General features: G+C 72.4%; 23 protein-coding genes. 12 read left to right on the forward strand and 11 right to left on the reverse strand.

Going from position 1 to position 26,697, the window contains the following annotated elements; translation table 11 throughout:
- Window positions 1-25: 25 nt before the first annotated feature.
- A complete protein-coding gene (locus CHC09_RS06705; protein WP_089292613.1) occupies window positions 26-1,324 on the reverse strand; it encodes a hemolysin family protein in 1,299 nt (432 codons plus the stop codon).
- 114 nt (window positions 1,325-1,438) lie between these two features.
- Entirely contained in the window at window positions 1,439-2,074 is a 636-nt protein-coding gene (locus CHC09_RS06710; RefSeq protein WP_143232230.1) for a hypothetical protein, read from the reverse strand.
- A 282-nt stretch (window positions 2,075-2,356) separates the two neighbouring features.
- On the opposite strand from CHC09_RS06710, the gene CHC09_RS06715 reads away from it, so the two are divergent.
- Window positions 2,357-3,358: a DUF2278 family protein gene (locus CHC09_RS06715; RefSeq protein WP_089292107.1), complete on the forward strand. Its 1,002-nt coding sequence runs from the start codon at window positions 2,357-2,359 to the stop codon at window positions 3,356-3,358.
- Between the two features lie 7 nt (window positions 3,359-3,365).
- On the opposite strand, the gene CHC09_RS06720 is transcribed toward CHC09_RS06715, so the two are convergent.
- A complete protein-coding gene (locus CHC09_RS06720; RefSeq protein WP_089292614.1) occupies window positions 3,366-3,938 on the reverse strand; it encodes a TetR/AcrR family transcriptional regulator in 573 nt (190 codons plus the stop codon).
- Window positions 3,939-4,519: 581 nt separating this feature from the next.
- Here CHC09_RS06720 and CHC09_RS06725 point away from each other — a divergent pair.
- The 8 genes from CHC09_RS06725 to CHC09_RS06760 all read left to right on the forward strand — a co-directional run bounded on the left by CHC09_RS06725 (window position 4,520) and on the right by CHC09_RS06760 (window position 13,226).
- The gene (locus tag CHC09_RS06725; RefSeq protein WP_089292108.1) at window positions 4,520-5,866 is read left to right on the forward strand and encodes a serine/threonine-protein kinase; all 1,347 of its coding nucleotides are present in this window, start codon (window positions 4,520-4,522) and stop codon (window positions 5,864-5,866) included.
- A 16-nt stretch (window positions 5,867-5,882) separates the two neighbouring features.
- Complete coding sequence (locus tag CHC09_RS06730) at window positions 5,883-6,878, forward strand: 3-oxoacyl-ACP synthase III family protein (RefSeq protein WP_089292109.1); 996 nt, start codon at window positions 5,883-5,885, stop codon at window positions 6,876-6,878.
- Window positions 6,875-7,615 (forward strand): glycosyltransferase family 2 protein, encoded by a 741-nt coding sequence (locus tag CHC09_RS06735; RefSeq protein WP_203833057.1) that lies wholly within the window; start codon window positions 6,875-6,877, stop codon window positions 7,613-7,615. Before CHC09_RS06730 ends, CHC09_RS06735 begins: the two co-directional genes overlap by 4 nt.
- A gap of 6 nt (window positions 7,616-7,621) precedes the next feature.
- A complete protein-coding gene (locus CHC09_RS06740; RefSeq protein WP_089292110.1) occupies window positions 7,622-9,058 on the forward strand; it encodes a class I adenylate-forming enzyme family protein in 1,437 nt (478 codons plus the stop codon).
- Window positions 9,055-9,807, forward strand: a complete 753-nt coding sequence (locus tag CHC09_RS06745) for a glycosyltransferase family 2 protein (protein WP_089292111.1) — start codon at window positions 9,055-9,057, stop codon at window positions 9,805-9,807. Before CHC09_RS06740 ends, CHC09_RS06745 begins: the two co-directional genes overlap by 4 nt.
- Window positions 9,804-10,907: a cytochrome P450 gene (locus CHC09_RS06750; RefSeq protein WP_239138189.1), complete on the forward strand. Its 1,104-nt coding sequence runs from the start codon at window positions 9,804-9,806 to the stop codon at window positions 10,905-10,907. The genes CHC09_RS06745 and CHC09_RS06750 overlap by 4 nt, the downstream gene beginning before the upstream one ends.
- Window positions 10,904-11,803, forward strand: coding sequence for an NAD-dependent epimerase/dehydratase family protein (locus CHC09_RS06755; RefSeq protein WP_239138188.1), 900 nt, complete (start codon window positions 10,904-10,906; stop codon window positions 11,801-11,803). The genes CHC09_RS06750 and CHC09_RS06755 overlap by 4 nt, the downstream gene beginning before the upstream one ends.
- 559 nt (window positions 11,804-12,362) lie before the next feature.
- Window positions 12,363-13,226, forward strand: a complete 864-nt coding sequence (locus tag CHC09_RS06760) for a GtrA family protein (protein WP_089292113.1) — start codon at window positions 12,363-12,365, stop codon at window positions 13,224-13,226.
- 253 nt (window positions 13,227-13,479) lie between these two features.
- On the opposite strand, the gene CHC09_RS06765 is transcribed toward CHC09_RS06760, so the two are convergent.
- Entirely contained in the window at window positions 13,480-15,279 is a 1,800-nt protein-coding gene (locus tag CHC09_RS06765; RefSeq protein WP_089292114.1) for an ATP-binding protein, read from the reverse strand.
- Between the two features lie 291 nt (window positions 15,280-15,570).
- Between CHC09_RS06765 and CHC09_RS06770 the strand changes: the two genes are divergently transcribed.
- Window positions 15,571-16,974, forward strand: coding sequence for a GGDEF domain-containing protein (locus CHC09_RS06770; RefSeq protein ID WP_203833055.1), 1,404 nt, complete (start codon window positions 15,571-15,573; stop codon window positions 16,972-16,974).
- On the opposite strand, the gene CHC09_RS06775 is transcribed toward CHC09_RS06770, so the two are convergent.
- The 4 genes from CHC09_RS06775 to CHC09_RS06790 form a co-directional block, all read right to left on the reverse strand.
- A complete protein-coding gene (locus CHC09_RS06775; RefSeq protein ID WP_089292116.1) occupies window positions 16,955-17,524 on the reverse strand; it encodes a TetR/AcrR family transcriptional regulator in 570 nt (189 codons plus the stop codon). The two genes, CHC09_RS06770 and CHC09_RS06775, sit on opposite strands and share 20 nt — an antisense overlap.
- Window positions 17,525-17,671: 147 nt before the next feature.
- Complete coding sequence (locus tag CHC09_RS06780) at window positions 17,672-19,075, reverse strand: hypothetical protein (RefSeq protein WP_143232232.1); 1,404 nt, start codon at window positions 19,073-19,075, stop codon at window positions 17,672-17,674.
- A 114-nt stretch (window positions 19,076-19,189) separates the two neighbouring features.
- On the reverse strand, window positions 19,190-20,911 hold the full coding sequence (ctaD, locus tag CHC09_RS06785) for an aa3-type cytochrome oxidase subunit I (RefSeq protein WP_089292118.1): 1,722 nt from the start codon (window positions 20,909-20,911) through the stop codon (window positions 19,190-19,192).
- 189 nt (window positions 20,912-21,100) lie between these two features.
- Window positions 21,101-22,561: a DNA polymerase IV gene (locus tag CHC09_RS06790; protein ID WP_089292119.1), complete on the reverse strand. Its 1,461-nt coding sequence runs from the start codon at window positions 22,559-22,561 to the stop codon at window positions 21,101-21,103.
- 112 nt (window positions 22,562-22,673) lie between these two features.
- On the opposite strand from CHC09_RS06790, the gene CHC09_RS06795 reads away from it, so the two are divergent.
- The gene (locus tag CHC09_RS06795; RefSeq protein WP_089292120.1) at window positions 22,674-23,939 is read left to right on the forward strand and encodes an alpha-hydroxy-acid oxidizing protein; all 1,266 of its coding nucleotides are present in this window, start codon (window positions 22,674-22,676) and stop codon (window positions 23,937-23,939) included.
- 105 nt (window positions 23,940-24,044) lie between these two features.
- On the opposite strand, the gene CHC09_RS06800 is transcribed toward CHC09_RS06795, so the two are convergent.
- The 3 genes from CHC09_RS06800 to CHC09_RS06810 all read right to left on the reverse strand — a co-directional run bounded on the left by CHC09_RS06800 (window position 24,045) and on the right by CHC09_RS06810 (window position 26,204).
- Window positions 24,045-25,286, reverse strand: a complete 1,242-nt coding sequence (locus CHC09_RS06800) for an RNA polymerase sigma factor (RefSeq protein ID WP_089292121.1) — start codon at window positions 25,284-25,286, stop codon at window positions 24,045-24,047.
- Window positions 25,283-25,639, reverse strand: a complete 357-nt coding sequence (locus tag CHC09_RS06805; RefSeq protein ID WP_089292122.1) for a YciI family protein — start codon at window positions 25,637-25,639, stop codon at window positions 25,283-25,285. Before CHC09_RS06805 ends, CHC09_RS06800 begins: the two co-directional genes overlap by 4 nt.
- 91 nt (window positions 25,640-25,730) lie before the next feature.
- Entirely contained in the window at window positions 25,731-26,204 is a 474-nt protein-coding gene (locus CHC09_RS06810; RefSeq protein WP_089292123.1) for a hypothetical protein, read from the reverse strand.
- 95 nt (window positions 26,205-26,299) lie between these two features.
- Between CHC09_RS06810 and CHC09_RS06815 the strand changes: the two genes are divergently transcribed.
- Window positions 26,300-26,683, forward strand: a complete 384-nt coding sequence (locus tag CHC09_RS06815; protein WP_089292124.1) for a YccF domain-containing protein — start codon at window positions 26,300-26,302, stop codon at window positions 26,681-26,683.
- Window positions 26,684-26,697 lie beyond the last annotated feature (14 nt).

Below are 26,697 nucleotides of genomic sequence, written 5' to 3' on the forward strand. Positions count from 1 at the left end.
TGTAGCGAAAGTTCGAAAGGCGGTTCTAGGCGACCGTGGCGGGGCTCTCGCTCGTCACCGGCCGCAGCCGCAACCGGGTGATCGCCCGGCCGGTGATCTCGACCACCTCGGCGGTGTGACCGTCGATCGGCACCGTCTCGCCCGGCACCGTCGGGATGTGCCCGAGACGGGCCAGCACCAGCCCCGCCACCGTGGTGTAGTCGCCCTCGTCCGCCTCCTCGATCTCGACGCCGATGTCCGGCAGGTCGTGGATCGGGAACGTGCCGGCCAGCAGCATCGCGCCGTCGTCCTCGTGGATCACCGCCTGCACGTCGCGGTCGGTCTCGTCGTAGATCTCGCCGACCACCTCCTCGACCAGGTCCTCCATCGTGACGATCCCGTCGATCGCCCCGCGCTCGTCCACCACCAGGGCGAACTGCTGGCGCTGGGTGCGCAGCTGGCGCATCGCGTCGGCGATCTTCAGCGTCTCGGGCAGGAAGAGCGGGGTGAACATCCGGTCGCTGACCGGGCCCTCGGCGCCGATCAGGTCCCGCAGGTGCACCACGCCGAGCACGTCGTCCAGGCCCAGCGGCCCGGTCACCGGGGCGCGCGAGTGACCGCCCTCGACCAGCAGCCGCAGACCCTCGGCGGCCGGCAGGCCGGCGGGAAGGATCAGCACGTCGCGGCGGGGCACCAGGATCTCCCGCAGGATGCGGTCGGCGATGTCGAACGCGCCGCTGATGATGGTGCGCTGCTCCGGGGTGAACTCCTGCTGCTGGGCGACCATGTCCCGGATCTCCTCGGGGCTGACCTCCTCACGGCCCGCCCGCGGGTCGCCGCCGGCCAGCCGCACCACCAGGTCGGTGGCCTTGCCGAGCAGCCAGACCACCGGCCGGGAGAGCGTGGCGAGCAGGTCCAGCGGGCGGGCCACCAGCAGCGCCCAGCCCTCGGCCCGCTGCATCGCGATGCGCTTGGGGGCGAGCTCGCCGACGACCAGCGTGAAGAAGGTCAGCACGACGGTGACGAGCACGATCGAGACCGGCTCGGCGGCGTTGCCCAGGAACCCGAGCGGCCCGATCAGCGGCTTGGCGAGGGAGACGGCCGCGGCCGCCGACGCCAGGAAACCGGCGAGCGTGATGCCGATCTGAATGGTGGCCAGGAATCGGTTCGGGTCCCGGGCGAGCCGGGCCAGGGTGGCGCCGGTGCGGGTGTGCCGCTCCAGACGCTGGAGCTGGCTCTCGCGCAGTGAGATCAGGGCCATCTCACTGCCGGAGAAGGCCGCGTTGAGCAACACCAGCACTACGACCAGGACGACTTGCCATCCATATCCGCCCACGGCGGACATCAACTCCTTCTTCGAGAGCACCGCTCGGTGCCGGAGCCCGGTACCGAGTCCGGTCAACGTACCCAGCGAAGCTGAAGGCCACTCTCAGGAAACTCGTCTTTCGGGGGCGGGGGCTCAGCGGTCGGCGTCCTGCAGCACCTTCTGCCAGGTGATCGTCTTGCCGAAGACGTACGCCGTGGTGGCGATGATCGTCGTGCCGACGAGCAGGAGGACCGGGCCCCACGCCCGCGCGTCGTACGAGCAGTAGTCCTGCAGCGGCGTGGTCGGCAGGGACAGCGCCCAGACCAGGAACGCCGCCACGGCGGCGACCGGCTCGACGATCGGCGGCTTGAAGCGGGCCTCCGGGGCCACCTGCTTCTGGCTGCGGTACGCCAGCCCGAGGGTGAGCAGCAGGGTCGCCGCCGCGAGCACGACCAGCCAGATCCACCGGGTCGCGAAGCTCGCCTCGCACTCGGCGTGACCGGGCGGGACCCGGACCGTGCCGAGCGCGGCCTGCACGGCCAGGTAGACCGAGATGGTCTCGGTCGGCACGTACTTGACCAGCTGGGTCAGCACCGAGCCCGCGACGCTCGTGCCGGCGGAGGAGCGGGCCGCGTTCTCCCCGGCGGTCCGCGCGTCGGCGACCGGGGCGCCTTTGACCATCTCCTCGGCGGTCACCGCGGCCGCGGTGGCGGCGGCGGCGTTCGGAGAGACGCCGGGGGTCCCCCGCAGGCGCAGGGCGCTGTCCTCGGCCATCGATGACAGGCTCATGCCGCCACCTCCGCTTCGCTCCGGCGTCGGCATGAGCTGACCACTGAGCCAACCGATTCACTCGCAAGCTCGCTCATGCCACCTCCCGCGGATACGCGATATCGAAAGACCTCACAAATACGGAGATCCCCAATTAGTACCAGAGATCCCGACCACATTAGAATCGGTCACCCACACCTATGAATGAATTCGACGTGTCCGGGCGGCAAAGGATGATCCACCGATCCGAAATGGAAGATCGGGTGATTGACCGGCTCCGGGAGCGGCTGTTTACTGCCGGTCATGCCGATTAAGCGATACGGCGTTCTGCGAGCCGCTGTCATCGATCGCCGGATCGAGACCACCGACACTCCGCACTACCAGATCCAATTGCGCGCGTCCGGGACGGATTACCGGGCCGCGATCAACGTGCGCTCCCAGCAGTCCCCGCCGGAACTGCTCTACCTGGCGGTGGACGGCTTCACGCACCCGCTGCTGGACGGGCTGCGCGCCCTGCCGGACGGGTTCACCGAGTTGGAGAGCCGGCCCGGCGGCCTGGCGCTGGACTACATCCGCGGCAACCTGTTCCGGCGGCAGGACCTGCGCCCGGTGCCGACCGCGGAGCCGGGCCCGGAGAACGACCTCGGCGACTTCATCGATCATTACGTGCGCCGCGCCCTCGGCGACGCCGACGCCCGGGCGTACATCTTCGGTCAGGCCTGGGGCCCGGAGCCGAAGGCCGACAAGATCTTCCACTTCTCGCCCGGCAACGGTGTGCACGACGTGCACATGAACCAGGGCAACGACGGCCGGTTCGCCGGCGACGACGGGGTCTATCAGGACGGCGGGCTGCTGCTGCGGTTCGGCGACGAGTGGGTGGCGATCTTCCTGGCCTTCCAATCGCAGGCCTGGCACACCGACGACATCACCGGCCACCGGCTGCCCGACGTGCCCGGGCCGGGTCCCACGCCCGGCACCGGCGAGCCCGATCACCTGGTACGGATCGTGGCGGCGCTGGCCGACCCGGTCGGTCCGGCCCCGGAGGCGGAGACGGTCACACTGGTGAACGCGTCACCGGCCGAGATCGACCTGACCGGCTGGTCGGTCGTGGACCGGGCCACCAACCGGCAGACGCTGCGGGGCCGCCTGGCGGCGGGTGCCGTGCTCCAGGTGCCGCTGGCCGCCCCGGTCTCGCTCGGCAACCGCGGCGGCACGATCACCCTGCTCAACGCCGCCGGCCTGAAGGTCGACGGCGTCGCCTACACCGCCGATCAGGCCCGCGAGGGCTGGACGATCGTCTTCTGAGGACATCTCAACCGGGGCCGGCGCGGCAGATCCCGTCCAGCAGCAGGTCGACCGAGCGATCGGCGGCGGCGCGGGCGGCTGCCGCGTCGGTGGTGGCCTCGGCGACGCCCTGGACCATGATGAAGAGCAGCACGAGGTCGTCCGGGACCAGGTCGGCGCGGACGTAGCCATGCTCGCGGGCGCCGCGCAGCGGGCCGGCGAGCGCGGTCAGGACCCGGCGCCGGAAACGGTTCTGGGTGGGCACGTCCAGGCGCCGGATCAGCACGACGAGGCCGCGCATGGCGATCTGGATGTGCAGCACCGCGCGCAGCAGGCTGCGGAAGTGCTCCGGGTGCTCGGCCAGGCTCGCGGCGGCCTCCTCCAGGCGGTCGAGCTGGTGCTCGATCACCGCGGCGGTGAGCGCGTGCCGGTCCGGGAAGTGCCGATAGAGCGTCGCCTGGCCGACGCCGGCACGGCGGGCGATCTCCGGCATCAGGGAGACCGGATCGCCCTCGGTCAGCACCTCGCTTGCGGCGAGGACGATGGCCGCGCGGTTGCGCTGTGCGTCTCGGCGTCGCGTAGCCGGGGTTCCATAGAGCAAGGTCCCCACCCCCTTACCGACGAGTTACGTTACCGGCCAGTAACGAGAATGTCATCACCTTCACTCCCTCGGTACGCCTGCTCGTACCGCGCCACGGCTCGGCACCAGGGCGACCCTGGCTCGAAGTTCCTGAGTGGACACTGTCGCGACGGCCGCCGGCTCTCCATGTGGGCTCGCCGGAAACAGCGCCGAGTCATCGAGCCATCGCTTTTTCAGACAGGCTCGCACACCGGGAACACGGGCATTTCCGGGGATTCCGCGCGGGCACAACTGATCATTCCGGCAAGCATTTCGGCCGGGTCCTCACGGCCGGACGCCATCACCCTTTCGAGGGATCCGGCACCGCCACACGAACCAGCCGGAAACACGCGGCTGGACGCCATTGTCGTGTCGCGGCAACTGATGCCACCGAGAGGAGCAGCCGCGATGTTGTTATTTGTCCAATTTAGACCGCAGGAAGGTCCGACGAAGAGGCTGATACACCCAACGGCGCTCCTCGCATCGCCCGATATCCGACAGGCACCGTATGCCTACGCAAGGTAGCGTCTTGATTACTGTTTGCCGACATCAGGGGTGCGGCTTTGGTCACGCTGCAAGCGGTCATCGCCGGGCGGTACCGGATCATCCGGCCCCTCGGCTCGGGGGGCATGAGCCACGTGTGGCTGGCGCACGACGATGTCCGGCACATCGACGTCGCGATCAAACAGTGCCGGGTGCCCAGCGGGCTCCACCTCGACCAGCAGGAGGTGGTGCGCACCTGGGCGGTCAGCGAGGCACAGGCCGCGGGCCGGGTCCGGCACCCGCACGTGATCCGCACACTGGACGTACTGCCCGATCCGGACGGCCCCTGGCTGATCATGGAGCACGTGCCGGGCCGCTCGTTGCAGCAGGTCATCCAGGAACAGGGCCCGCTACCACCGGCCCAGGTCGCACGGATCGGCCTGGCCGTGCTCGACGGGCTGACCGCCGCCGGCCGGGCCGGGCTGCTGCACCTCGACGTGAAACCGGGCAACGTGCTGATCGCCGACGACGGCCGGATCGTACTGATCGATTTCGGCCCGGCGGTGACGGCGGCCGGCATCGCCGCACTCACCACGGCCCGGGTGGTGCTCGGCTCCCCCAAGTACATCGCGCCGGAACGGCTCTTCAATCGCAGCTCCACGGCCCGCTCCGACCTGTGGTCGCTGGGCGCGACGCTGTACCACGCGGTCGAGGGCCGCCCGCCGTACGCACGCGGCAGCACCGCCGCCACCCTGCGCGCCCTGGCCGCCGGGCCCCCGGACGCGCCGCGCCGGGCCGGCCCGCTCACCCCGGTCCTGGCCGGACTGCTGCGACACGACCCGGCCCGGCGCATCGAACCGTCCGCGGCGGCGGCGCTGCTGGAGCAGGTCGCCCACCCGCCCCAGTCCCGGATCCGGCGGCGGATGCCGGCCCTGGCCGCCGCGCTCACCCTGATCGCCACCCTGATCGTCGGCGGCAGCGCGCAGGGCGGCGAGACCCCGCGGATCGCGGCGCCACCGGGCTACACCTGGTGGCACGACCCGACCGGCTTCCAGGTGCCCGTGCCCGCCGGCTGGACCTCGAGCCAGGAGCTCGGCGTGGTCACCTTCAGCGACCCCCGCGACCGGGTCACACTGCGGATCAACCGGTGGCTGCGGCCACCCGAGGACGTGATCGCCGCGCTGCTCACCGCGGAACACTCGATCCACCTGGTGGGGTATCGACGGGTTCGGATCGAGGCGCTGCCGGAGTCCCCGGACGCGGTGTGGGAGTACACGTACACGGATCCGGAGACCGGGCCGATGCGCGGGACCCGGCGGGTGATCGGTGGCGACGACGGAACCTACGTCGTCGAGTGGCGAACCCCCCGCCAGGAGTGGGCCGCCGAACTGCGAAATCTCACCGTGATCCTGGAGAATTTCGGCTAGGGCAGAATACGCGGTCATGTATGTCGGGATCACCGGGGCGGGCGCGTACCTTCCGGAACGCGAGATCACCACGGAAGAGCTCCAGGGCGGCGTCGCCGGGGCGGGTGGGGTCCATCTGCCGCGCGGCCTGTTCGCCCGGCTCACCGGCATCGAACGGCGCCGCGTCGCCGGCCCCGAGGAGTACGCCTCCACCCTCGCCCTGCACGCCGCCCGGGCCGCGCTGACCCGCGCCGACCTCGACCCGCTCGACATCGACCTGCTGCTGTTCGCCTCCGCCTCCCGCGACATGGTCGAACCGGCCACCGCCCACATCGTGCAGGCCGAGCTGGGCAGCCGGGCACACGCGCTGGACGTCACGAACGCCTGCAACAGCTTCGTCAACGGCATCGACGTGGCCCGCTCGATGATCCTGGCCGGCCGGGCCCGCCGCGCCCTGGTGGTCACCGGCGAGACCCCGACCCGGGCGATGCGCAGCCGGATCGGCAGCCTGCAGCAGGCCCGTCGCTCGTTCGCCGGGTTCACCTTCGGCGACGCCGGGGCCGCCGTCGTGGTCGAGCCGGTCGAGCGGGGCGGCATCCTGGACATCGACACCGAGACGCACTCGCAGCACTGGACGGTCGGCGGCATCCCGGGCGGCGGCTCCCGGCACCCGCGCGGCGACGAGCACACCTACTTCGTCGGCGACGGGCACCGGCTGCGCGGCGTCTTCGAGAAGGTCGGCGCGAGCATCCTGGACCGGGTCCGGGCCCGCACCGGGCTGGAGCACACCGATTACGCCAAGATCCTGGTGCACCAGGTGACGCTGCCCTACCTGGACCGTTTCGCCGAGGTCACCGGGGTGCCCCGGGACCGGCTCGAGGTGACCGTCACCGGGCTCGGCAACGTCGCCAGCGCCACCCTCGGCGTACAGCTGGCCCGGGTCGCCCCGGGTCTGCGGCCGGGCGACCGGGTGCTGCTGATGGGCCTCGGCGGCGGGGTCAGCATCATGACCATGGTCTGGGAGTGCTCGTGACCACCGACCTGTGGGTGGTGGTGCCGGCGTACAACGAGGCGGCCCGGATCAGCGCCACCATGTACGCCCTCGCCGCCCAGACCGACCGCGACTTCACCCTGCTCGTGGTCGACAACGGCTCCACCGACACCACCTCCGACGCGGTCCGGGCGTTCACCGGCTGCGCCCCGTTCCCGGTCCACGTCCTCACCGAGCCGGAGAAAGGTGTCGGCTGCGCGGTCGACACCGGCTTCCGCCACGCCATCGCGGCCGGCGCGCGCCTGCTCGTCCGTACCGACGCGGACTGCCTGCCCCGGCCCGGCTGGGTCGCGGCGGCCCGCGCCGCCCTCGACGGCGGGGCCGGGATGGCCTGCGGGCGGATCACCGCGCGGCGCGACGAGCACGGGCCGGTCGGCCGCGCGTTCTTCGCCGGCCTGGTCACGGTCGCGGCCGCGTTCGGCCGGATCCGCCCGGCCCATCGCGGGGCGGGATACCTCGCGCCGTACCGGATGCACGCCGGCAACAACATGGCGATCACCGCCGACCTCTACCAGGCTTGCGGCGGCATGCCGCGCCGGCCGTCCCCGACCGACCGGACGTTCCTCAACCGGGTGCGCAGCACGACGGCGGCGATCACTTACAGCCGCGACATGGTCGTGGAGAACTCGACCCGGCGGATCCGGGCCTACGGCGTGGTCGGGACCGCGAAGTGGTACCTGGACCGTGGCAGCGGCCCGCTCTCCCCTGACCCGAGGTGACCTGACGTGCTCGATGAGCTGACCGCCGGCCTGCGGCCCGGCGACGACACCGCGGCGTTGCTGGGCCGGCGCCGGATCACCCGGGGCGACCTCGCCGAGCTTCGCGACCGGTACGCCGGCGCGCTGCACGCCCGGGGCCTGCGCCCCGGCGACACGCTGGGCGTCGCCGTCCGCCCCGGGCCGCGCGCCCTGGCGGTGCTGCTCGCCGCGTACCGGATGGGATTGCGGATCGCCGTCCTGGACCCCTCCGCCGGCCCGGACGTCCTGGTGGCCCGGCTCGGGCTGGCGAAGCCGGCGCTGATCGTCGCGGACGCGGCCGCGCAGGCGGCCGCGGGCTGGGCGGCGCCCCTCGCCCGCCGCGCCGGCCTCGCCCTGCCGCGGTTCTCCCGGCTCGCGCCGACCGTGACCGTGGGCCGCCGCCTGCCCGGCTCCGCGCCCGCGCTCGCGCCGGGCGGCCCACCCCCACCGGTCTTCGACGGCGACGGCGACGCGGTCGTCATCTTCACCTCCGGGACGACAGCGAGCCCGCGCGCCGTGGTCCACACCCGCGCCGGCCTCGCCGCCGGCATGCGGGCCGTCGCCGGACTGGTCCGCCCACGGACCGGCCTGCCGATCCTCGGTGGCATGTTCTTCGTGCTGGTCCCGGCGCTGGCCTCAGGCGCACCGGTGGCCGTGCCGGCCCGCCGGCCGCGAGCCCTGGCCCGGCAGGTGACCGCGCTGCGACCGCAGGCCACCTACCTGACGCCGCCGCAGCTGCGGACCGCGCTGGACGCCGGTGTCCCGTTCACCGGCCGGGTCTACAGCGGCTCCGCGCCGGTCTCGGCCACCCTGCTCGAGCGGGTCCGGGCGGCCGGCGCCGACGAGGCCTGGTGCGTCTACGCCCTGACCGAGGTCTTCCCGGCCGCCGCCGTCGAGGCCACCGGGAAATCCGCCCACACCACCGGCGGCGACCTGGTCGGCGACCTGCTGCCCGGCGTCCGCGCCGAACTGTCCACGACCGGGGAGCTGCTGCTGGCCGGGGCCGCCGTCTGCGACCGGTACCTGGGCTCCGACCCGCACGAGTGGGTGTCCACCGGCGACATCGCGCGCCTCGACGGCCGCCGCGTCGTCCTGGCCGGCCGGGCCAAGGACATGATCCTGCGCCGTGCCGAGAACATCTATCCCGGCCTGTACGAACCCTCCCTGCACGTGCCCGGCGTCTCCCTCGCCGTGCTGGTCGGCGTCCCCGCCGGCGACGGCGACGAGGAGGTGGTCGCGATCGTGGAGACCACGCCGGGCGCGGACCGGGCGACCGTCGAGGCGGCACTGCGCGACCCGCTGCGGCGGATGGGCGCCGCCCGGCCGGACCGGGTGCTCTTCGCGCCCGTCCCCCTCGCCGGGCGGTCCCGCAAACCGGACCGCGCGGCCGCCGCCGCGCTCGCCGTCGCCGGGCCACGCCGATGAGGACGTTCGCGGTGATCGTGCCCGCCTACAACGAGGCCACCTCGATCGGGGCCACCCTGGCGGCCCTGGCCGCGCAGACGGACACCGACTTCACGCTGGTCGTCGTCGACAACGCGTCCACCGACGACACCGCGGAGGTGGTCCGCCGCTTCGCCGCCCCGTTCCCGGTCGAGCTGGTGCGGGAGGAGGAGCGCGGCGCGGGGACCGCCGCGGACACCGGCTTCCGGCACGCCATCGCGCACGGTGCGGTGCTGCTGGCGCGGACCGACGCCGACTGCCGCCCCGCGCCGGACTGGGTGGCGAAGGCCCGCGCTCACCTCGCCGCCGGGGCCGAACTCGTCTGCGGCCGCAGCGTCCCGCGCCGCGACGAGCACCCGTCGCCGGTCGAGCGCTACGTCTTCCCGGCCGTCGTCCGGCTCGCCGCGCTCTACGGCCGGTACCGCGGCGCGCACCGGCGGCCCGAGTTCCGCACCCCGTACGTCCTGATCCACGGCCACAACCTGGCCCTCACCGCCGACCTGTACCAGCGCTGCGGCGGCACCGCCCGCGAGCGCCTCGAGGACGGTTCCGAAGACGTCACCCTGCTCAACCGCGCCCGCCGGCACACCGACCGGATCGTCCGCGCCGAGGACCTGACGGTGGAGAACAGCCTGCGCCGCCTGCGGGCGTGGGGCGCCCGCCGCACCCTGCTCTGGTACTGGGACCGTAGGTGGCGCCCGGCCACCTCGACCGAGGTCCACGTCCGATGACCGCCCACGCCACGAGTCGGATGCGGCGCGCCAGGCGACGCGACCGGCGGGTCTACCTGTTCAGCCATCCGGTGCTGTTCGCGCTGCTCGCGTCCACCCGGCGGCGGACGGTCCGACGGCTGGGCGGCACGGTCCTGGCCCACTCCCGGGCGGCATTCCGCGACGGGTTGACCCGGGTCCCGCTGGATCGCACCGCGGCCGGGACCACCGGCGGCGCCGCGGGCGACCTGACCGGCGGTGACCTGCTGTTCAATCAGGACGGTGACGATCACCGGGGGACCCGCCGGACGCTCGCCGAGAGCATGAGCGCCGACGGTGTGGAACGCCTGCGCCCGGTCTGGACCACCGTCCTCGATCGGCGCCTGGCCCCGCTCGCCGCCGGCGGCCGGATCGACCTGGTCGACGTGGCCGCCGAACTGGCCGGCGCGACCGCCGCCGCCCTGCTCGGCCTGGACGTCGACGCCCGGGCGCTGGCCGCGGCCGCCCGCGCCGCGGCGGCCGCCGGCGCCCGCGAACATCTCCCCGGCCTCCCCCGCCCCGGCGGCCGCCGCACCGCCGAGGCCGCGACCGCCCGCCTGACCGCCCTGCTCACACCACCCGAACCGGGCCGGGACCCGGCGATGGCCGCGATGCTGGCCGTCGCCGCGATCAACACGACCGTCGCCGCCCTGCCCCGGGCCGCCGCCTGGTGCGCCGACGCGGACCTGTGGGCCTACGCCGAAACCGCCCCGGACGCCCTGACCTCCGAACTCCTGCGGGTCACCGCGCCGACCCCGCTGCTTCCCCGGGTGGCCGCCGCTCCCGGCACGGTCGACGGTCACCCGGTCCACGCCGGTGACCGCCTGATCCTGGTCGCCCGGCACGCCGTCGACGCCCACCGCACCGACCCCCGGCCCGCCGACCCGGCCCCACCCCAGGTCGCCCAGTTGGTCTTCGGTGCCGGGCCGCACGCCTGCCCGGGCGCCCGCCTGGCCCGCCGCCAACTCACCGACGCGCTGCGCGCCCTGGCCGCCTTCCGCCCCCGGGTCGTCACGGCCCGCGTCGACCGCCGCAGCGCCCTGCCAGGCTGGTCGCGCCTGATCCTGGCGCCGGCCCGGTGACCACGCTGCGCGGCATGCGGGTCGCGGTCACCGGGGCGAGCGGCTTCTGCGGCTCCGCCGTCGCCCGCGCCGCCGCGGCGGTCGGTGCCGAGGTCGTCTGCCTCGGCCGGCGCCCCGGGCCGCTGGGCGAACACCGTTTCTGGGACGCCACCCGGACCGTCCCCGATCTCGCCGGTGCCGACCTCGTGCTGCACCTGGCTGCCGCCGTGGGCGATCCGCCGCCCGGCCGGGCGGCCGCGGCCGCCTTCCACGCGGTCAACGTGGACGGCACCGCGCGACTGCTGGAAGCGACCGGCGGGCGGCCGCTCGTCTGGGTCAGCAGCGCCAGCGTCTACCGGCCCGCCCCCGGGCCGATCGACGAGGACCGGCCACTCGGCGGGCGCACAGCGTACGGGAAGACCAAGGCCGCCGGGGAACGCCGGGCCCTCGCCGCCGGGGCGGTGATCCTGCGCCCCCGGGCTGTCTACGGAGCGGGCGATCCGCACCTGCTGCCCCGTCTGCGGCGGGCCGTGCGCGGCGGTCGGGTTCTGCTGCCCGGGCCCGACCTCCGGCTGAGCCTGACCGCGGTCGAGAACCTCGCCGACGCCTGCCTCGCCGCCTCCGGCTGGCCGCCCGGCGCCTACAACATCGCGGACGCCGAGCCGTACAGCCGGGACGCCGTCGTGGCCGCGGCCTGCGGCGTGCCGGTCCGGCACGTCCCGATCCCGCTGGCCGGCGCGGTCGCCGCGGTCGGCACGGCGGTCTCGCGGCTGACCCGTCGCGAGCCGGCGCTCTCGCGGTATGCCCTGGAGCAGCTCACCGCCCCGGTCGTGCTCGACATCTCCCGGGCCAGGGCTCGAGGCTGGCTGCCCACCCGGACCTTCGCCGACTATCTGGCCGCCCGCCCCGCCGCATGACCCAAGACCTCGGAGGTACGGCCGATGGAGCCCTGTCCGTAGGCCTCGCGGCCCAAGTCCCGTCCTCACCCGCGCGACGCCGTCGCCTCCGACGACCGCCGCGCGCCGCACGGTGCCCGCGCGACGCCGTCACCTCCGACGGCCCATCCCGCGCCTTACGGCTCCTGCGCGTTGCCGTCGCCCCCTGGCGGCCATGGCGCGCCTTACGGACCGCTAAGCGTCCTAGGAAGATAGGACCATTCTCTTGCATCGCGCGGCTTTCTCCGAAGTCGCACATATGCTCCGGAACGCCGGGAGATGGCGTCGCCGATCGGGAACGAGCCGGTAACGGCGAGGTTGCAGTCTTCGGCATCACCCGCGTGGCGCACCCGGCAAACTGGCCCGACAAACCGGCATCTTCTACCCTGAATCGGTCCGCAAAACCGGACAGAATCCGCATCACACCGCCACTACGCGATGGCACAGGGTAACCCGCATCACCCCGTCAACGCCGTTGACACAGCCAGTCAACGATGTTGACACTACGGCGGTAACCATCGCTGTCCGAAAGCGTTCAGTCATGTCCAGTGTCTCGGGACGGCTCGCCCGCCCACCCGCGTGGAACGCCACCGTGCCCCGCCAGATTCTCTGGTTCATGCTGGTCGGCGCCCTGAGCACGGTCCTGCAGACGCTCGTCTACGTCTCGGCCCGCGAGATCGTCGCCGCCACCTGGGCCAGCTGGATCGCCCTGCTCGTGGTGACCCCGGCCAACACCGAGGCGCACCGTCGCATCACCTTCAACGTGACCACCAACGCGATCGGCCGCCTGCACTGGGAGGCCGGTCTCACCTCGGTCGTCGTCTACGTGGCCAACCTGTTCGTCTCCCCCTGGTTCGCCTCGATGGCCGGCCCGCACCCGTCGGCGCTGACCGAGTCCATGATCCTGGCCCTGACCGGCAGCCTGATCGGCGGCGTCCGCTACCTGATCCTGCGCGGCTGGGTCTTCTCCGCCCGTCGCCACGCCCGCGCCGACACCGCCGCGCTCGAGCCCGCCGGCACCGCCACCCGCACCGGGTCGGTCGCCGCCCGGCCGGTCCCGGCCGCCGGCAACACCGTCATCGCACGGCTCGCCCCGGGCCGCCCGGCTGACACCCAGCGCTACAGCCCGAGGCGCCAGCCGGTCCGTTTCCGCGCCAACGCCGTCCCGGCCACCGCCGGCCCCGTTCACAGCGTGACGAGCCCGGCCTGCGCCGGCCCCGCGAGCAGCCCGGCCTCCGACGGCTTCCCCCTCGCCGTGCTGGCCTGTCTCGGCACCATGGCCCCCATCCCTACCGGGCGTCTCTGCCTGGGCCAGTCCAACGCCGGCGCCCTGAACCGGCGCCCTCGCGGCCGGATCCGCGCCTGGCACCGGAACCGCCGCCAGCACCTCACCGCCCGCAGCTGACCCACACCGCGCCCCCGGCGCCCGCACGGGCCGGGCACCCTCGGCGGCCTGGGCACGCAGGCGCCTCCCCGGCTTCCGCGCGCACTGCCCGTACGAGCCAGGCGCTCCCCAGCCATCGCACGCACCGCCCCTACGGGCCAGGCGCCTCGTCAGCCTTCGCACGCACCGCCTCTACGGGCCGGGCGCCTTGCCGGCCCTCGCACACACCGCCTCTACGGGCCGGGCGCCTTGCCGGCCCTCGCACACACCGCCTCTACGGGCCGGGCGCCTTGCCGGCCTTCGCATGCACCTCGGCCAGGGTGCCGCTGACCGCCGCGAGCAACTGGTCGGCGGAGAACGGCTTCGGGAGCAGATGGGCTCCCGGCTCGAGCAGGCGCTCGAACCCGACGCTGTAACCGGAGATGTAGAGCACCGGAAGGCGTGGATCGGCACGGTGCAGGACCGCGGCGAGACTCGGTCCCGACATCTCGGGCATCACGACATCGGTGACCAGGAGATCGCAGCCGTCTCGGGCGTGCGCGTCGATGGCCTCCGATCCGCAGGAGACCGAACGCACCTGATAACCGCCGGTCGCCAGAATACGAGCGATGCTGGCCGCGAGAACAGGTTCGTCTTCGACGATCAGGATGCTCTCACCGCGCCCACGGGGCGATTCCAGACCCGGGGGAACGGCACATCCCTGATCGAAGAACTCCTCCGCGACCGGGAAATAGATCCGGAAGGTCGTTCCGGATCCGAGCTTGGAACTGACATTGATGCTGCCGCCGGTGGCGGCGATTATGCCGTACACGGTCGCGAGTCCGAGTCCCGTGCCGTGGCCTTTCGCCTTGGTGGTGAAGAACGGTTCGAATATGCGACTGACGGTTTCCGGAGACATTCCCGTCCCGGTGTCGCTGACCCGCAGCTCCACGTACCGCCCCGGTTTGATCGCCGGACGCAGGTCCTTCCGTTTCCCCTGGATGTCGACGGCGGCGGCGGCGATGACCAGGGTGCCGCCACCGGGCATCGCGTCACGGGCGTTGACGGCGAGGTTGACGAGGATCTGCTGCACCTGCCCGGCGTCGACACAGATCTTCAGCGGGACCGGCGACGGATCCATGACGAGGTCGATGTTCTCACCGATGGTCCGGGCGAGGATCGCATGCGCTTCGGCGATGGCCGCGTTGATGTCGAGAACCTCGGGGTGGACGGCGTCCTGCCGGATGAAGATGAGCAGCTGGGCGGTGAGTCCGGCCGCCCGCTCGGCGGCCGTGCGGATCCGGGCCAGGTCCTCGCGAGCGTCCTCCGGGACCCGCTCGGTCACGAAGTCGGTGTAGTTCAGAATGATGCTCAGCACGTTGTTGAAGTCATGGGCGATGCCACCGGCGAGCTGCCCGAGGCTGGCCAGCCGCTGGGCGTGGTCCGCCCGCTCGGCGACCGCTCGCTGACGCGCCTCGGCCAGGGTCACGCCGACGACGGCCAGCACGACGGCGAACAGGCACAGCACCACGATGTATCGCCGGGTGGCCACACCCACCGCCTCGAGACGGGCGAAGTCGGCGTCCGCGGTCGCGGCCGACAGATCGGAGGCGACTTCGCAGCCGTCGGCGATCTGTACATAAATCTCGACCTCGCGGTTGACAACGAGGTCGGAAGCCACCCTTGTGTTCGCGGCCCCGCCGGCGCGGTACAGCTGCAACGCTTCCTGGTCCACGGCCATGAACTCGGCGAAAGCGCCCTCGATGGCGTCGACCGTGCGCTTGATCTCGGGCGGTGCGGCCAGGGCGTCCAATGTGGCCAGTTCGTTCTCGAATTTCGCCGCCGCGTCGAGAAACGCCGCACGGCTCGGTGAGCTGTCGTCCGTGGCCCCCGGCACGGCTCGGACGATGTCGAGGGCATATGCGGTCTGCCAGCCGTTGAAATCCGCCGCCCGATACTTCACCTGCTGTGCGGCCTGAGTGAGCTGCTGCGCCTCCCGCGCCTCGCCCGCCATCGTCTCCTGCCGGCGCGAAACGAAATAGCCCAGAAGTGCCACGGCGACGAGCGCGGCTATCAAGGCCACATTGACGATCATCCGGGTAGCACGTCGACGGGCCGACAGCCAATTCACCTGCTTCCCACCCCGCCCCCCGCATCGCTGCTCGGCATGCTCTCGTGCAAGCCGCTGTCACACTCCTCCGCGCATCGGCCGAGAACGACCCGCGACCCAGCGTGGGCCTATACCAGAATTCTGCCAGCAATCATGAACACACGTCGCGTTTTGCTTGGTCGGACACCGCCCCGGAGCACGGCGCCGTGAACGCCTGTGGTCGCCGACTCGGCCCGGCTTTCTAAGGTCCGGCCGGACCCATCCGATGACTGGAACGTGTCGCTGCCGGGTCTGTACGCCACTCTGACCAGCCTCCTGGTGGTGACCTACCCTGCCTGGCCTCTGGAGCAGCGAGGATGGCCGGTCCTGGTGGTCGGCCTCAGCCCGCTGCCCGCCCTGCTGCTGGGCCTGCGCCGCGCCCGGGCCGGGACCCGGCTGGCGTGGTGGCTGCTGCTGGGCGGGACAGTCGTCTACGACGTCGGCAACGTGGTCTGGGCGTGGTTGCTCGCGGAGTCCGGGCAGGCCGTCGCCGACGCCGACGCGATCGTCCGTTTCACGATGGTCGGTGGCGGCGCTCTGATTCTCGCGGCGTCGCTGGTCGTGGTGCTGCGACGGGGTCGCAAGGACATCGGCGGGATCATCGACTCGGTGATCGCCGCCATCGGGTTGAGCGGCGTTCTGTGGAACATCGTCCTGTACCCCGCGATGACCACCCACGGCATGTCGACCAACCAGCAGATCAGCCGACTACTGAACGTCTTCCTGTTGGCCGGCACCCTGGGTGCCCTGGTGCGGGTCTCGCTCGTCGCCGACCGGCGGGTGACCTCGGTGCGCCTGCTCGGCGCATCCGTCGCGTTCGCACTGCTGGACAACGTGTCCGCCGCGATCGGCACCGAGTGGGTGAACATCCCGTACATGGCGGCCTTCGTGGCGGTCGGCTGCGCCGCGCTGCACCCGTCGATGGCCGAGATGAGCACACCGGGCCCGGCGCCCGTCGACGGACTGGGTACCGGCCGGCTGGTCTTCCTCGGCGCCATGCTGGCGGTCGCCCCGGTCATCGGCGGCTGCCGCGTAATGCTGGGCCTGCCGATCGACGGCGTGCTGCTGGCGATCTCCTCGATCGGGATGATCCCGCTGGTCATGGTGCGGATCGCCCGGCTGTCCAACGCCTGGCGGGAGGCCGAACACGCCCTGCAGCGGCTGGCCACCTCGGACCCGTTGACCGGGCTACCCAACCGGGCCGCCTGTGTCGGACGGATCGAGGCCGAGCTGGCGGCCGGGCCGGACGACCTGACGGTGCTCTTCTGCGACCTTGACGGCTTCAAGCCGGTCAACGACCGGCTCGGCCACGCCGCCGGTGACGCGCTGCTCGTCGGCGTGGCCGACCACCTGCGCCGCGGCCTGCGCGACAACGATCTGGTCAGCCGCTTCGGCGGCGACGAGTTCGTGATCGTCTGCCGCGGCCCCGGAGCAGCCGACGCGATGGTCGACCGGATCCGCACGCTGGTCACCCGGGCGCTCGTCGCCGGCGGCGAACAGGTACGCATCGGCATCAGCGTGGGCATCACGTCGGCACAGCCGAGTGACACGGCCGACGCCGTCCTCACCCGCGCCGACCTGGCGATGTACCAGGCCAAGCGGCGCAAGCGGATCGGCGCCCTCAGCCTCGCCTCGGCGTAGGGTCCTCGCCGCTGAGCAGGCTCTGGATGGCCTCACCGTAGAGCTCGACGACGGTGTCGTGCTCGGCACCGCCCAGGACCGGGTCACCGACCAGCCAGTACGCGTTGATCAGGCCGGCGAACTGGGCGGCGGCAAGCCGCGCCCGCAGCTCGGGACAGGCGCCGCCGACGCGCTCGGCGAGAGGGCTGACGAAGACGTCGTGCATGGAGGCACGCAGGCGCTCCTTGATCTCCGGACGGTCGGAGGCGCTGAGCAGCGCACGGTAGACCCCGGAGACCGGACTGTCGGCGCCGTCGAGCACATAGCGGACCAGTTCCCGGCCGATCGACTCGAGCGGGCCGGCGAGGATCCTGGTCAGGTCGCCGGAGACCGAGACCGTGGCGAGGAACAGCCCTTCCTTGGACCCGAAGTGCCGGATCACCAGTGCCGGGTCACACCCGGCCGCCGCCGCGATGGCCCGCACCGTGGTGGCGCCGTAGCCGTCGCGGACGAACAGCTCCCCGGCCGCGAGGCGGATCGCGTCGCGGGGTGGGAGGTTCTGCGGCGGCACCCGAACATCTTATGGCCGTTTCCCGGTCCGCCCACCGGCTCCATCGGCGCGGCCGCCCGGCCGGCATCGGCGGAACGGCTCGAGAACGGCCGGTCCCGCCCGCGCGTGGGCGCGGGCGGGACCGGCCGTTCTCCAGTGCCGCGACGGTCAGTTCTCGGCGGGGTGCCGGCGCCGGGTCAGGAAGAGGGCGACCAGGCCACCCACGATCAGCGCCACGCCGCCGAGCCCCACCGCCGCCACGTTCGCGCCGGTCTTGGCCAAGCTGGTGACTCCGGACGTACCGGAGGCGGCCGCCGGCGCCTTCGTGGTCTGCTTCGGCTCCGGACGGCTCACCGGCTTGTCCACCGCGGGGGCCGACGGCACCCGGGCGATCGGCACCTGCGCACTCACCAGGCACGGCCCGGTCGCCGCCACCGACAGGTACCCGAAGGCCACGTCGAGCACCGACTCCGACTCGTGCCGGACCTCGACGCGGAGCGCGGACGCCTCGGCGCTCACCGCGGACGCGGTGATCTTCTGGTCCGCCCGGCCGAGCGAGAGCCGCACCGTCATCTGCGACGCCTGCCCGTCCTGGGCCGTCGTCCCGCTGGGCAGGTCGAGCGAGAGGCTGGTGTTGTTGCTGTCCAGACCGGCGACCGGCTTGCCCGCGGAGGTCACCGAGAGGACCGCGGGCCGGTAGTTCACCGTGGAGTTCTTCCGGTCGCCGCCGGCGAGCACCTCGAGCGTCGGCTGCGTGATCACCTTGACGGCGATCTCCTGCGGGGTGCCGGCGAAGAGGGTCAGCTCGCCGAGGGTGATCCGGGCGCCGGAGCGGACGCCGACCCGCCCGTCCCGGAGCTTGACGAGATCCGTGGCGGTCTGGGTCGCGCCGGTCGGGCCGACCTTGAGCAGGCTCGTCCGGCCGCCCGGGCCGCTGTGGCCGCCGCCGTGACTGGTGAGGCTGGTCAGGTTGGTGAGGCCGGTGAGGGCGCCGAGTCCCTGCGCGGCCGGGCCGGTGTCGGTCGCGCCGAGCACGTTGAGCCCCTCGATCATGGTGCTCGCGCGGGTCAGCGGGCCGGTTTTCCCGCAGCGGTACTTGTCGTTCCAGGTGGCCTGGGCGGTCGCCTTACCGAGCCGGGCGTTGACCAGGCCGCCGGCGTTCAGGGCGGCGAGCGTGACGTCGACCGGACCCGCCTGGTGGCCGGGCGCCCGGCTGGTGGCGACCGTGCCCTGCAGCGGGAGGCCGGGCAGGTTCATGCCGAGCAGCTTGGCATCGGCGTAGCTCGCGGTGGCCGTGGTCCGGCCGACGGCGACCTCACTCTTCGTGGGGGCGAGCCGGACGTCGGCGAGGGAGGGCAGGCCCGAGGCGAGCGGGCCCAGGTCGAGCAGGTTGATCCTGGCCAGATCGGCGTGCGTCGTGGCGGTGAAGCCCCCGACGGTGCAGGCTGCGCTGCCGGCTGACGCGGGTGCCGCCGGCACGGTCAGCGCCATGACGGCGGCTGCTGCGACGACGGCGGGCACGGCGCCGTGGGGGCGGCGCGGCCGGGGAACATGGCGGTGGGCGCTCGGCATGAAGCGTCCTTCCAGATATAAGAGGATGTGTCCGATGTTTCATCGGACAGCCCCTAAATCCGGCTACGGCGACCTCCGCAGTCACTCATCATTCGGGCATACCGGCAAATACTGCTATTTCCTGATTTCGTCCGAATTTTCCGGGTCGAGTTTGCTGCCCTCCTCCGGCATCCCCCCGACCGCCGGAACCGCCAGGTGCGGGAACTTCGCGTCGAAGGCCGGCCGCTCCGACCTGATCCGCGGCATCCGGTCGAAGTTCCGCAGCGGCGGTGGGCACGACGTCGCCCACTCCAGCGAGTTCCCGTGCCCCCACGGGTCGTCGACGGTCACCACTTCCCCCACCCGGTAGGACTTCCACACGTTGTAGACGAACGGCAGCGTCGCCGCTCCGAGGATGAACGAGCCGACCGTCGAGACGGTGTTCAGCGTGGTGAAACCGTCGCCGGGCAGGTAGTCCGGGTACCGCCGGGCCATCCCCTCGGCGCCCAGCCAGTGCTGGACCAGGAACGTCGCGTGGAAGCCGATCATGGTGAGCCAGAAGTGCAGCTTGCCGAGGCGTTCGTCGAGCATCCGGCCGAACATCTTCGGGAACCAGAAGTAGATGCCGGCGAAGACCGCGAACACGATCGTCCCGAACAGCACGTAGTGGAAGTGCGCCACCACGAAGTACGTGTCGGTCACGTGGAAGTCGAGCGGCGGGGCCGCCAGCAGCACCCCGGTCAGCCCGCCGAGCAGGAACGTCACCAGGAACCCGACCGCGAACAGCATCGGCGACTCGAAGGTCAGCTGCCCGCGCCACATGGTGCCGATCCAGACGAAGAACTTGATCCCGGTGGGCACCGCGATCAGGTAGCTGAGCAGGCTGAAGAAGGGCAGCAGCACCTGGCCGGTGGCGAACATGTGGTGCGCCCAGACGCTCATCGAGAGCCCGGAGATCAACAGGGTCGCCGCGACCAGCGGCTTGTACCCGAACACGGGCTTGCGGCTGAACACCGGGATGATCTCGGTGATGATCCCGAAGAACGGCAGCGCCACGATGTAGACCTCGGGATGCCCGAAGAACCAGAACAGGTGCTGCCAGAGGAGCGGCCCGCCGGTGTTCACGTTGAACACCTCGGCGTTCAGGATCCGGTCGGCCGCGAGGGCGAAGAGCGCCGCGGCCAGGAACGGGAAGACCAGGATCACCAGGAGGCCGGTGAGCAGGATGTTCCACGTCATGATCGGCATTCGGAACATGGTCATCCCGGGCGCGCGCAGGCACAGGATCGTGGTGATCATGTTGACCGCGCCGAGGATGGTGCCGACCCCGGAGAGCGCCAGCCCGACCACCCACATGTTGCCGCCGACCCCGGGCGAGTGCACCGCGTCGCTCAGCGGCAGGTACGCGGTCCAGCCGAAATCGGCCGCGCCGCCGGGCACGACGAAACCGCCGAGCGCGATCAGACCGCCGAACAGGTACAGCCAGTAGGCGAACGCGTTGAGCCGGGGGAACGCGACATCGGGCGCGCCGATCTGGATCGGGACGACGAAGTTCGCGAAGGCGAAGACGATCGGCGTCGCGAAGAACAGCAGCATGATCGTGCCGTGCATGGTGAACAGCTGGTTGTACTGCTCCGGGGAGAGCAGTTGCATGCCCGGCCGGGCCAGCTCGGCCCGGATCAGCATGGCCATCAGGCCGCCGATCAGGAACCAGGCGAACGCGGTGACCAGGTACATGACACCGATCTGCTTGGCGTCGGTGGTGCGGATGGTGCGAGCCAGCCACGACCCGCGCACCTGTCGCCGGAGCGACCGGGGAACGGTCGCCTGCACAGGCCGCGGCGCGACGGTGGTCATGGAGGCCTCCTGCGGGTACGCACTCGATCTGTTCGTACTCCCCCTAAATCGCCTTGCCAACCCACGCCACACCGGTCGGTCTCGGTCAACCCCGGCGAGATGCGCCATCCGCGCATCCCGGCGCCGACCGTCACTTCAAGAGCAAAACCGCTGTTCCCGTACGAGGTGAGCCCACCCACGGCTGACCGGTCAGGGAACGGTCCAGTCGGGCGGGTCGGCGGGGCGCAGCCCCGGATCGTCGACGGCGAACGTGCGCACCGGCCCGGACGGCCTCCGTGGCCCCTCGAACCGGACCGTCACCCGACCCAGCCCACTCCCCTGCACCCACCCCGCCCCGAGCTCCTCATGCCGGACGTCCTGCCCCGGCCGCCAAACCACCGGCCCCGCCACCACCGCCGGCCCCGCCACCACCGCCGGCCCCGTCACCTCCGCCGGCCCCGGCGGCGACTCGACGACCGGCGCGGGCGAGTCGGCGCCTGTCTCCGGCGGCTCCGTGACGAGCTCAGCGTCCGGCGCGAAACCCTCGACGTCCGCGGCGCGGGCCGCCGTGAACAGGTCGCCCTGCTGCTCGGCGCGGGCCGCCGTGAACAGGTCGTCCTGGGCGAAGTCGGCCAGGGTCGACACCCCCACCCCGAGCAGCCGGATCCCGCCCGAGGTGTCGACCTCGGCCAGCAACCGCCGCGCCAACTGGGCCACCAGCCGCCCGTCATCGGTCGGGTGATCCCGGGTCACCGCCCTGGTCACCGTCGTGAAGTCGCCGTGCCGGACCTTGATGTTCACGGTCCGCCCGGCCAGCCCGCCGGACCGCAGCCGCCCCACCACCCGCGCCGCCAGCAGGTCCAGCTCCCGCTTGAGCCGCACCGGATCGGTCACGTCGACCTCGAACGTCTCCTCCGCGGAGACCGACTTCGCCTCCCGGTCGCTCACCACCGGCCGGTCGTCCTGCGCCCGGGCCAGCCGGAACAGCCCGGTCCCGTGCGCCGTGCCGAACCAGTCGACGAGCAGGTCCAGCGAGACCCCGGCCAGGTCGCCCACCGAGCGCACCCCGGACCGGTGCAGCCGCTGCTCGGTGGCGGGGCCGACCCCGCCGAGCCGGCTCACCGGCAGCGGATGCAGGAACGCGAGCTCCTCGCCGGGCGGGATCACGGTCAGGCCGTCCGGCTTGTTCAGGTCCGATCCGATCTTGGCGAGGAGCTTCGAGGAGGCGGCGCCGATCGAGCCGGTCACACCGCCGGTGACGACGGCGATCTCCGCCTTCAGCCGGCGGGCCAGCTCGATGACGCCGGGCACGCTCAGGTCGTTGCCGGTGACGGCGAGATCCACGTACGCCTCGTCGATGCTTACCTGCTCGACCAGCGGCGACACCTCGGACAGCAGCCGCATCACCACCTCGCTGGTCCGCTTGTACGCCGCGAACCGGGGCGACAGGAAGGCCGTGTTGAGGGGGGCGAGCCGCCGCGCCCGGGCCATCGGCATCGCCGAGTGCACCCCGAAGGCGCGCGCCTCGTAGGAAGCGGTGGCGACCACGCCCCGCCCGGCCACCCCGCCGACGACCACCGGCTTCCCGCGCAGGGAGACCTTGTCGCGCTGCTCGACCGCGGCGAACATCGCATCGAGATCAACGTGCAGAATGCTCGGATCCCTCCGCACGACTACCCCTTCGGCACAGCGAACCCCTGCAACAGCGAAGAACCCCCGCAACAGCGAAAATTCACGCTAGGCCGCAGCCTACGCACCGGGTACGACAACTTGAGGAGCGAAGATGCCGGACGCCGGACTGGCCCGTCAGTCGACCGTCTACCGCGCGGGCACCCTGGGCCGCCGCCCCGCGGTGCCGACCGACTTCGCCGAACTGGAACGCCGGGCGAAGCGCGCCAGCAGCGCCGAGGCCTGGGCGTACGTGGCCGGCGGGGCGGGCGAGGGCCGGACCATGCGGCACAACCGGGAGGCCTTCGACCGCTGGGCGATCGTGCCGCGGATGGCGACCGGCGCCGCCGGCCGGGACCTCTCGATCGAGCTGCTCGGCACCCGGCTGCCCAGCCCGCTGCTGCTCGCCCCGGTCGGCGCCGGCGCGCTGATGGGCAGGGACAGCGACCTCGCGATCGCCGCCGGCGCCGCCGCGACCGGCACCCCGTACATCTTCTCGAATCAGGGCTGCAATCCGATGGAGGAGAGCGCGGCCGCGATGGGCGACACCCCGCGCTGGTTCCAGCTCTACTGGAGCAAGGACGAGCGGCTGGTGGACAGCCTGATCGCCCGGGCCGAACGGATCGGCGCCGGCGCCCTGGTGGTGACCCTGGACACGACGGTGCTTGGCTGGCGGCCGCAGGATCTGAACCTGGGCTCGCTGCCGTTCGCGAAGGGCCTGGGCATCGCCCAGTACACCTCGGACCCGGTGTTCCGGGAGATCGTCGCCGAGCGGGCCGGTCTGCCGCGGGAGCGGCCGAAGGTGACGCTCGGCGCGATCCGGGCGTTGCTGGCGATGTCCCGCAACCACCCCGGCTCGTTCTGGGACAACCTGCGCTCGCCGATCCCCCGGGCCAGCGTCGAGACGTTCCTCGACATCTACTCCAACCCCAGCCTGACCTGGGAACAGCTGGCCGGTCTGAAGCAGCGGACCAATCTTCCGATCGTCCTGAAGGGAATCCTGACCTCGGACGACGCCCGCCGGGCGCTGGAGATCGGGGTCGACGCGATCGTGGTGTCGAACCACGGCGGGCGCCAGGTCGACAACGCGATCGCCTCGCTCGACGCCCTCGCCGAGATCCGCGCGGCGCTCGGCCCCGCGCCGACACTGCTGTTCGACAGCGGGATCCGCAGCGGCGCGGACGTCTTCACCGCCCTCGCCGTCGGCGCGGACGCGGTCCTGCTCGGCCGCCCGCACCTCTACGGCTTCGTCCTCGCCGGAGCGCACGGCGTGGCCGAGGTGATCAGCAACGTGATCGCCGAACTGGACCTGACGATGGCCCTGACCGGGGCCCGCACCATCGCGGAGATCACCCGCGACCTGGTCCGGGAACGGCGGTAGCGGGGGGCGCGGCGGCCGATGATCGGCTGTCCTCGATCGCGGTGCGCGCCTCCCGTTCACGCCGCGCGGCGAGGTCTTCGACCTCCGCTGGAGACGCGAGACGGCTCAGCCGGTCAGATGGCCTCGGACCTCGTCGAGCCGCTCGGCGAGGAAGGCCCGCTCCACCTCGTTCCCGGTCAGCGCCAGGGCCTCCTCGTACGCCGTGACGGCCGCCGCCCAGCGCCCGAGCCGGCGCAGGAAATCCGCCCGGGTCGCGCTCAGATACGCGTACGTGGCCAGCGCGGGCTCCCGCAGCAGGGGCTCCAACGCGTCCAGCCCGGCCTGCGGCCCGTCCCGCATCCCGATCGCCGCGGCCCGGTTGAGCGTGACGACGGGCGACCCCGGCCACATCCGCCGCAATACCGTGTACAGCGCGACGATCTCGCCCCAATCCGTCTCCGCCCAGCTCGGCGCTTCGGCATGGACGGCGGCGATGGCCGCCTCGATCGCATACCGGCTCGGCGGCCGGCGGCGCAGCGCGCCGGCGAGCAGCGCGGTGCCCTCGGCGATCAGGGCGGCGTCCCAGCGCGACCGGTCCTGTTCGGAGAGCAGGCGCAGCCGCCCGTCCGGCCCCAACCGGCTCTCCGCCCGCGCCTCGTTCAGCAACAGCAGCGCCAGCAGGGCACTGACCTCGGTGTCGTTCGGCATCAGCAGGTGCAGCAGACGGGCCAGCCGGACGGCGCATCCGGACAGGTCCCGGCGCAGCAACTCGGGACCGGCGGGCGCGGTGTGCCCGGTCGTGAAGATCAGATGCACCACCTGCAGCACCGCGCCGACCCGCTCGCCGAGCTGGTCGGCGGAGGGCACCCGGTACGGGATCCGCGCCGTCGCGATCTTCCGCTTCGCGCGGGTGATCCGCGCCGCCATGGTGCTCTCCGGCACCAGGAACGCCCGCGCGACCTCGGCCGTCGACAGCCCGCACACCAGGCGCAGGGTCAGCGCGACCCGCGCCTCCCGCCCGAGCCCGGGATGGCAGCAGGTGAAGATCAGCCGCAGCCGATCGTCGGCGATCAGGTCCTCCGGGCCCGGCACGGTCTCGTCGGAGACCAGCAGCGGCAGCGTCCGGCGGAAGGCGGCCTCACGGCGCAGCACGTCGCGGGCCCGGTTACGGGCGACCTGGGTCAACCAGGCGCCGGGCCGGTCCGGCACCCCGGAGTCCGCCCAGACCAGCAGGGCCTGGGCGAACGCGTCCTGCGTGCACTCCTCGGCGAGGTCCAGGTCGCGGGTGAGCTGCGCGGTCGTGGCCAGGACCTGAGCCCAGTCGCGGCGGTGCGCCGAAGCGACCGCCGCGACGACCGCGTCGTTCACCCGTGGAACACCACGGGCCGGATCTCCACGGCGCTGTGCTCGGCGCGGACCTCGGGGAGCAGGGCGGCCAGCCTCGTCACCTCGTCGAGGTCGGCGGCCTCGATCAGGTAGAAGCCGCCGAGCGCCTCCTTGGTGTCCAGGAACGGACCGTCCGTTGTAATCAACTCACCGGCCCCGTCGCCGCGCACGGTGGTCGCGGTCGGCGCGGACTCCAGCTCCTCGCCACCCAGCACACGCGCTCCGGCGGCCTCGCTGAACGCCTGGTGCGCCGCGTCGTGGGCGTTGCGCTCCGCCGGCGTCATCGCGTCCCACCGCGCGGCGTCGCCGTAGATCAGGAGCATGTACTTCGCCATGGTGTCGTTCCCCTCGAGCCGTGACCCGCGATGGGTCTCCTACCCTACGACGAACCGGGAACGCTCCGGATCGACAGCGGGGCGTGCGGACCTAGGCGGGGATGCGGTACTCCGGGTGCGGTTCCGAGTCGGGCTCCCTGGTGGGACCGCCGGCGGCCGTGGCACGCAGCAGCAACGCCGTACCGTCGCCGCAGGTGATCCGCAAGCCGAGCGGAACCTTGCCGCGCTCCTCGGCCGGGCCCAGGCCCTTCAGCGCGACGAGTTCCCAGGCGCGGAACGCGCTGGGCCGCGCGGCGTCCAGCAGTTGGGCGGCGAAGGCGGCGGCCCGCGAGGCGCGCCGGGACGGCGGGGGCAGGTTCTCCGGTACGGGTATCGGCGTCTCCCCCGGCCAGACCGCGCCCCAGAGGTACGCCTCGGACCCGGTCGTGTACCGCAGCCGGAGGCCGGCCGGCGACGGACCGCCGGGGGCGGTGTCCGTGCCGAAGCGCTCCACCGCGGCGATCTCCGGATGGCCGCCGGCGAGGTGCAGTTCCTGCAGGATGTCGAGTACCTGGGCGAGTCGCACGGCAGAACCCGACACCGGAGGACGGCGACCGCGTCGTTCGTCTTGTGCGACACGGTCGGGGCGTACCCCTAAGGGTGGCCACCCGGGTTCATGCTGTGCCTGTGCGCCTCATCCTCAACGTCCTGTGGTTCATCTTCGGCAGTGGCTTCCTGCTCGCGCTCGGCTACGGTCTCGCGGCCCTGATCTGCTTCGCCCTGATCGTCACCATCCCGTTCGGCGTCGCGGCCGCGCGCCTGGCGGTCTACTCGCTCGCCCCGTTCGGCCGCACGGTGGTGTCCCGCCCCGGCGCCGGGGTCGGCTCCGGCCTGGCGAACATCCTCTGGATGGTCCTCTTCGGCTGGTGGCTGGCGCTGCACCACCTGGTGGTGGGCATCGCGCAGTGCGTGACGATCATCGGCATCCCGTTCGGAATCGCGAACTTCAAGCTGGTGCCGGTGGCCTTCTGGCCGCTGGGCCGGGAGATTGTGAACGTGGACTAGAGGCACCCATCCGA

The sequence above is a fragment of the Actinoplanes regularis genome (assembly GCF_900188005.1).
In the GTDB taxonomy this organism is placed as follows: Bacteria; Actinomycetota; Actinomycetes; order Mycobacteriales; family Micromonosporaceae; genus Actinoplanes; species Actinoplanes regularis.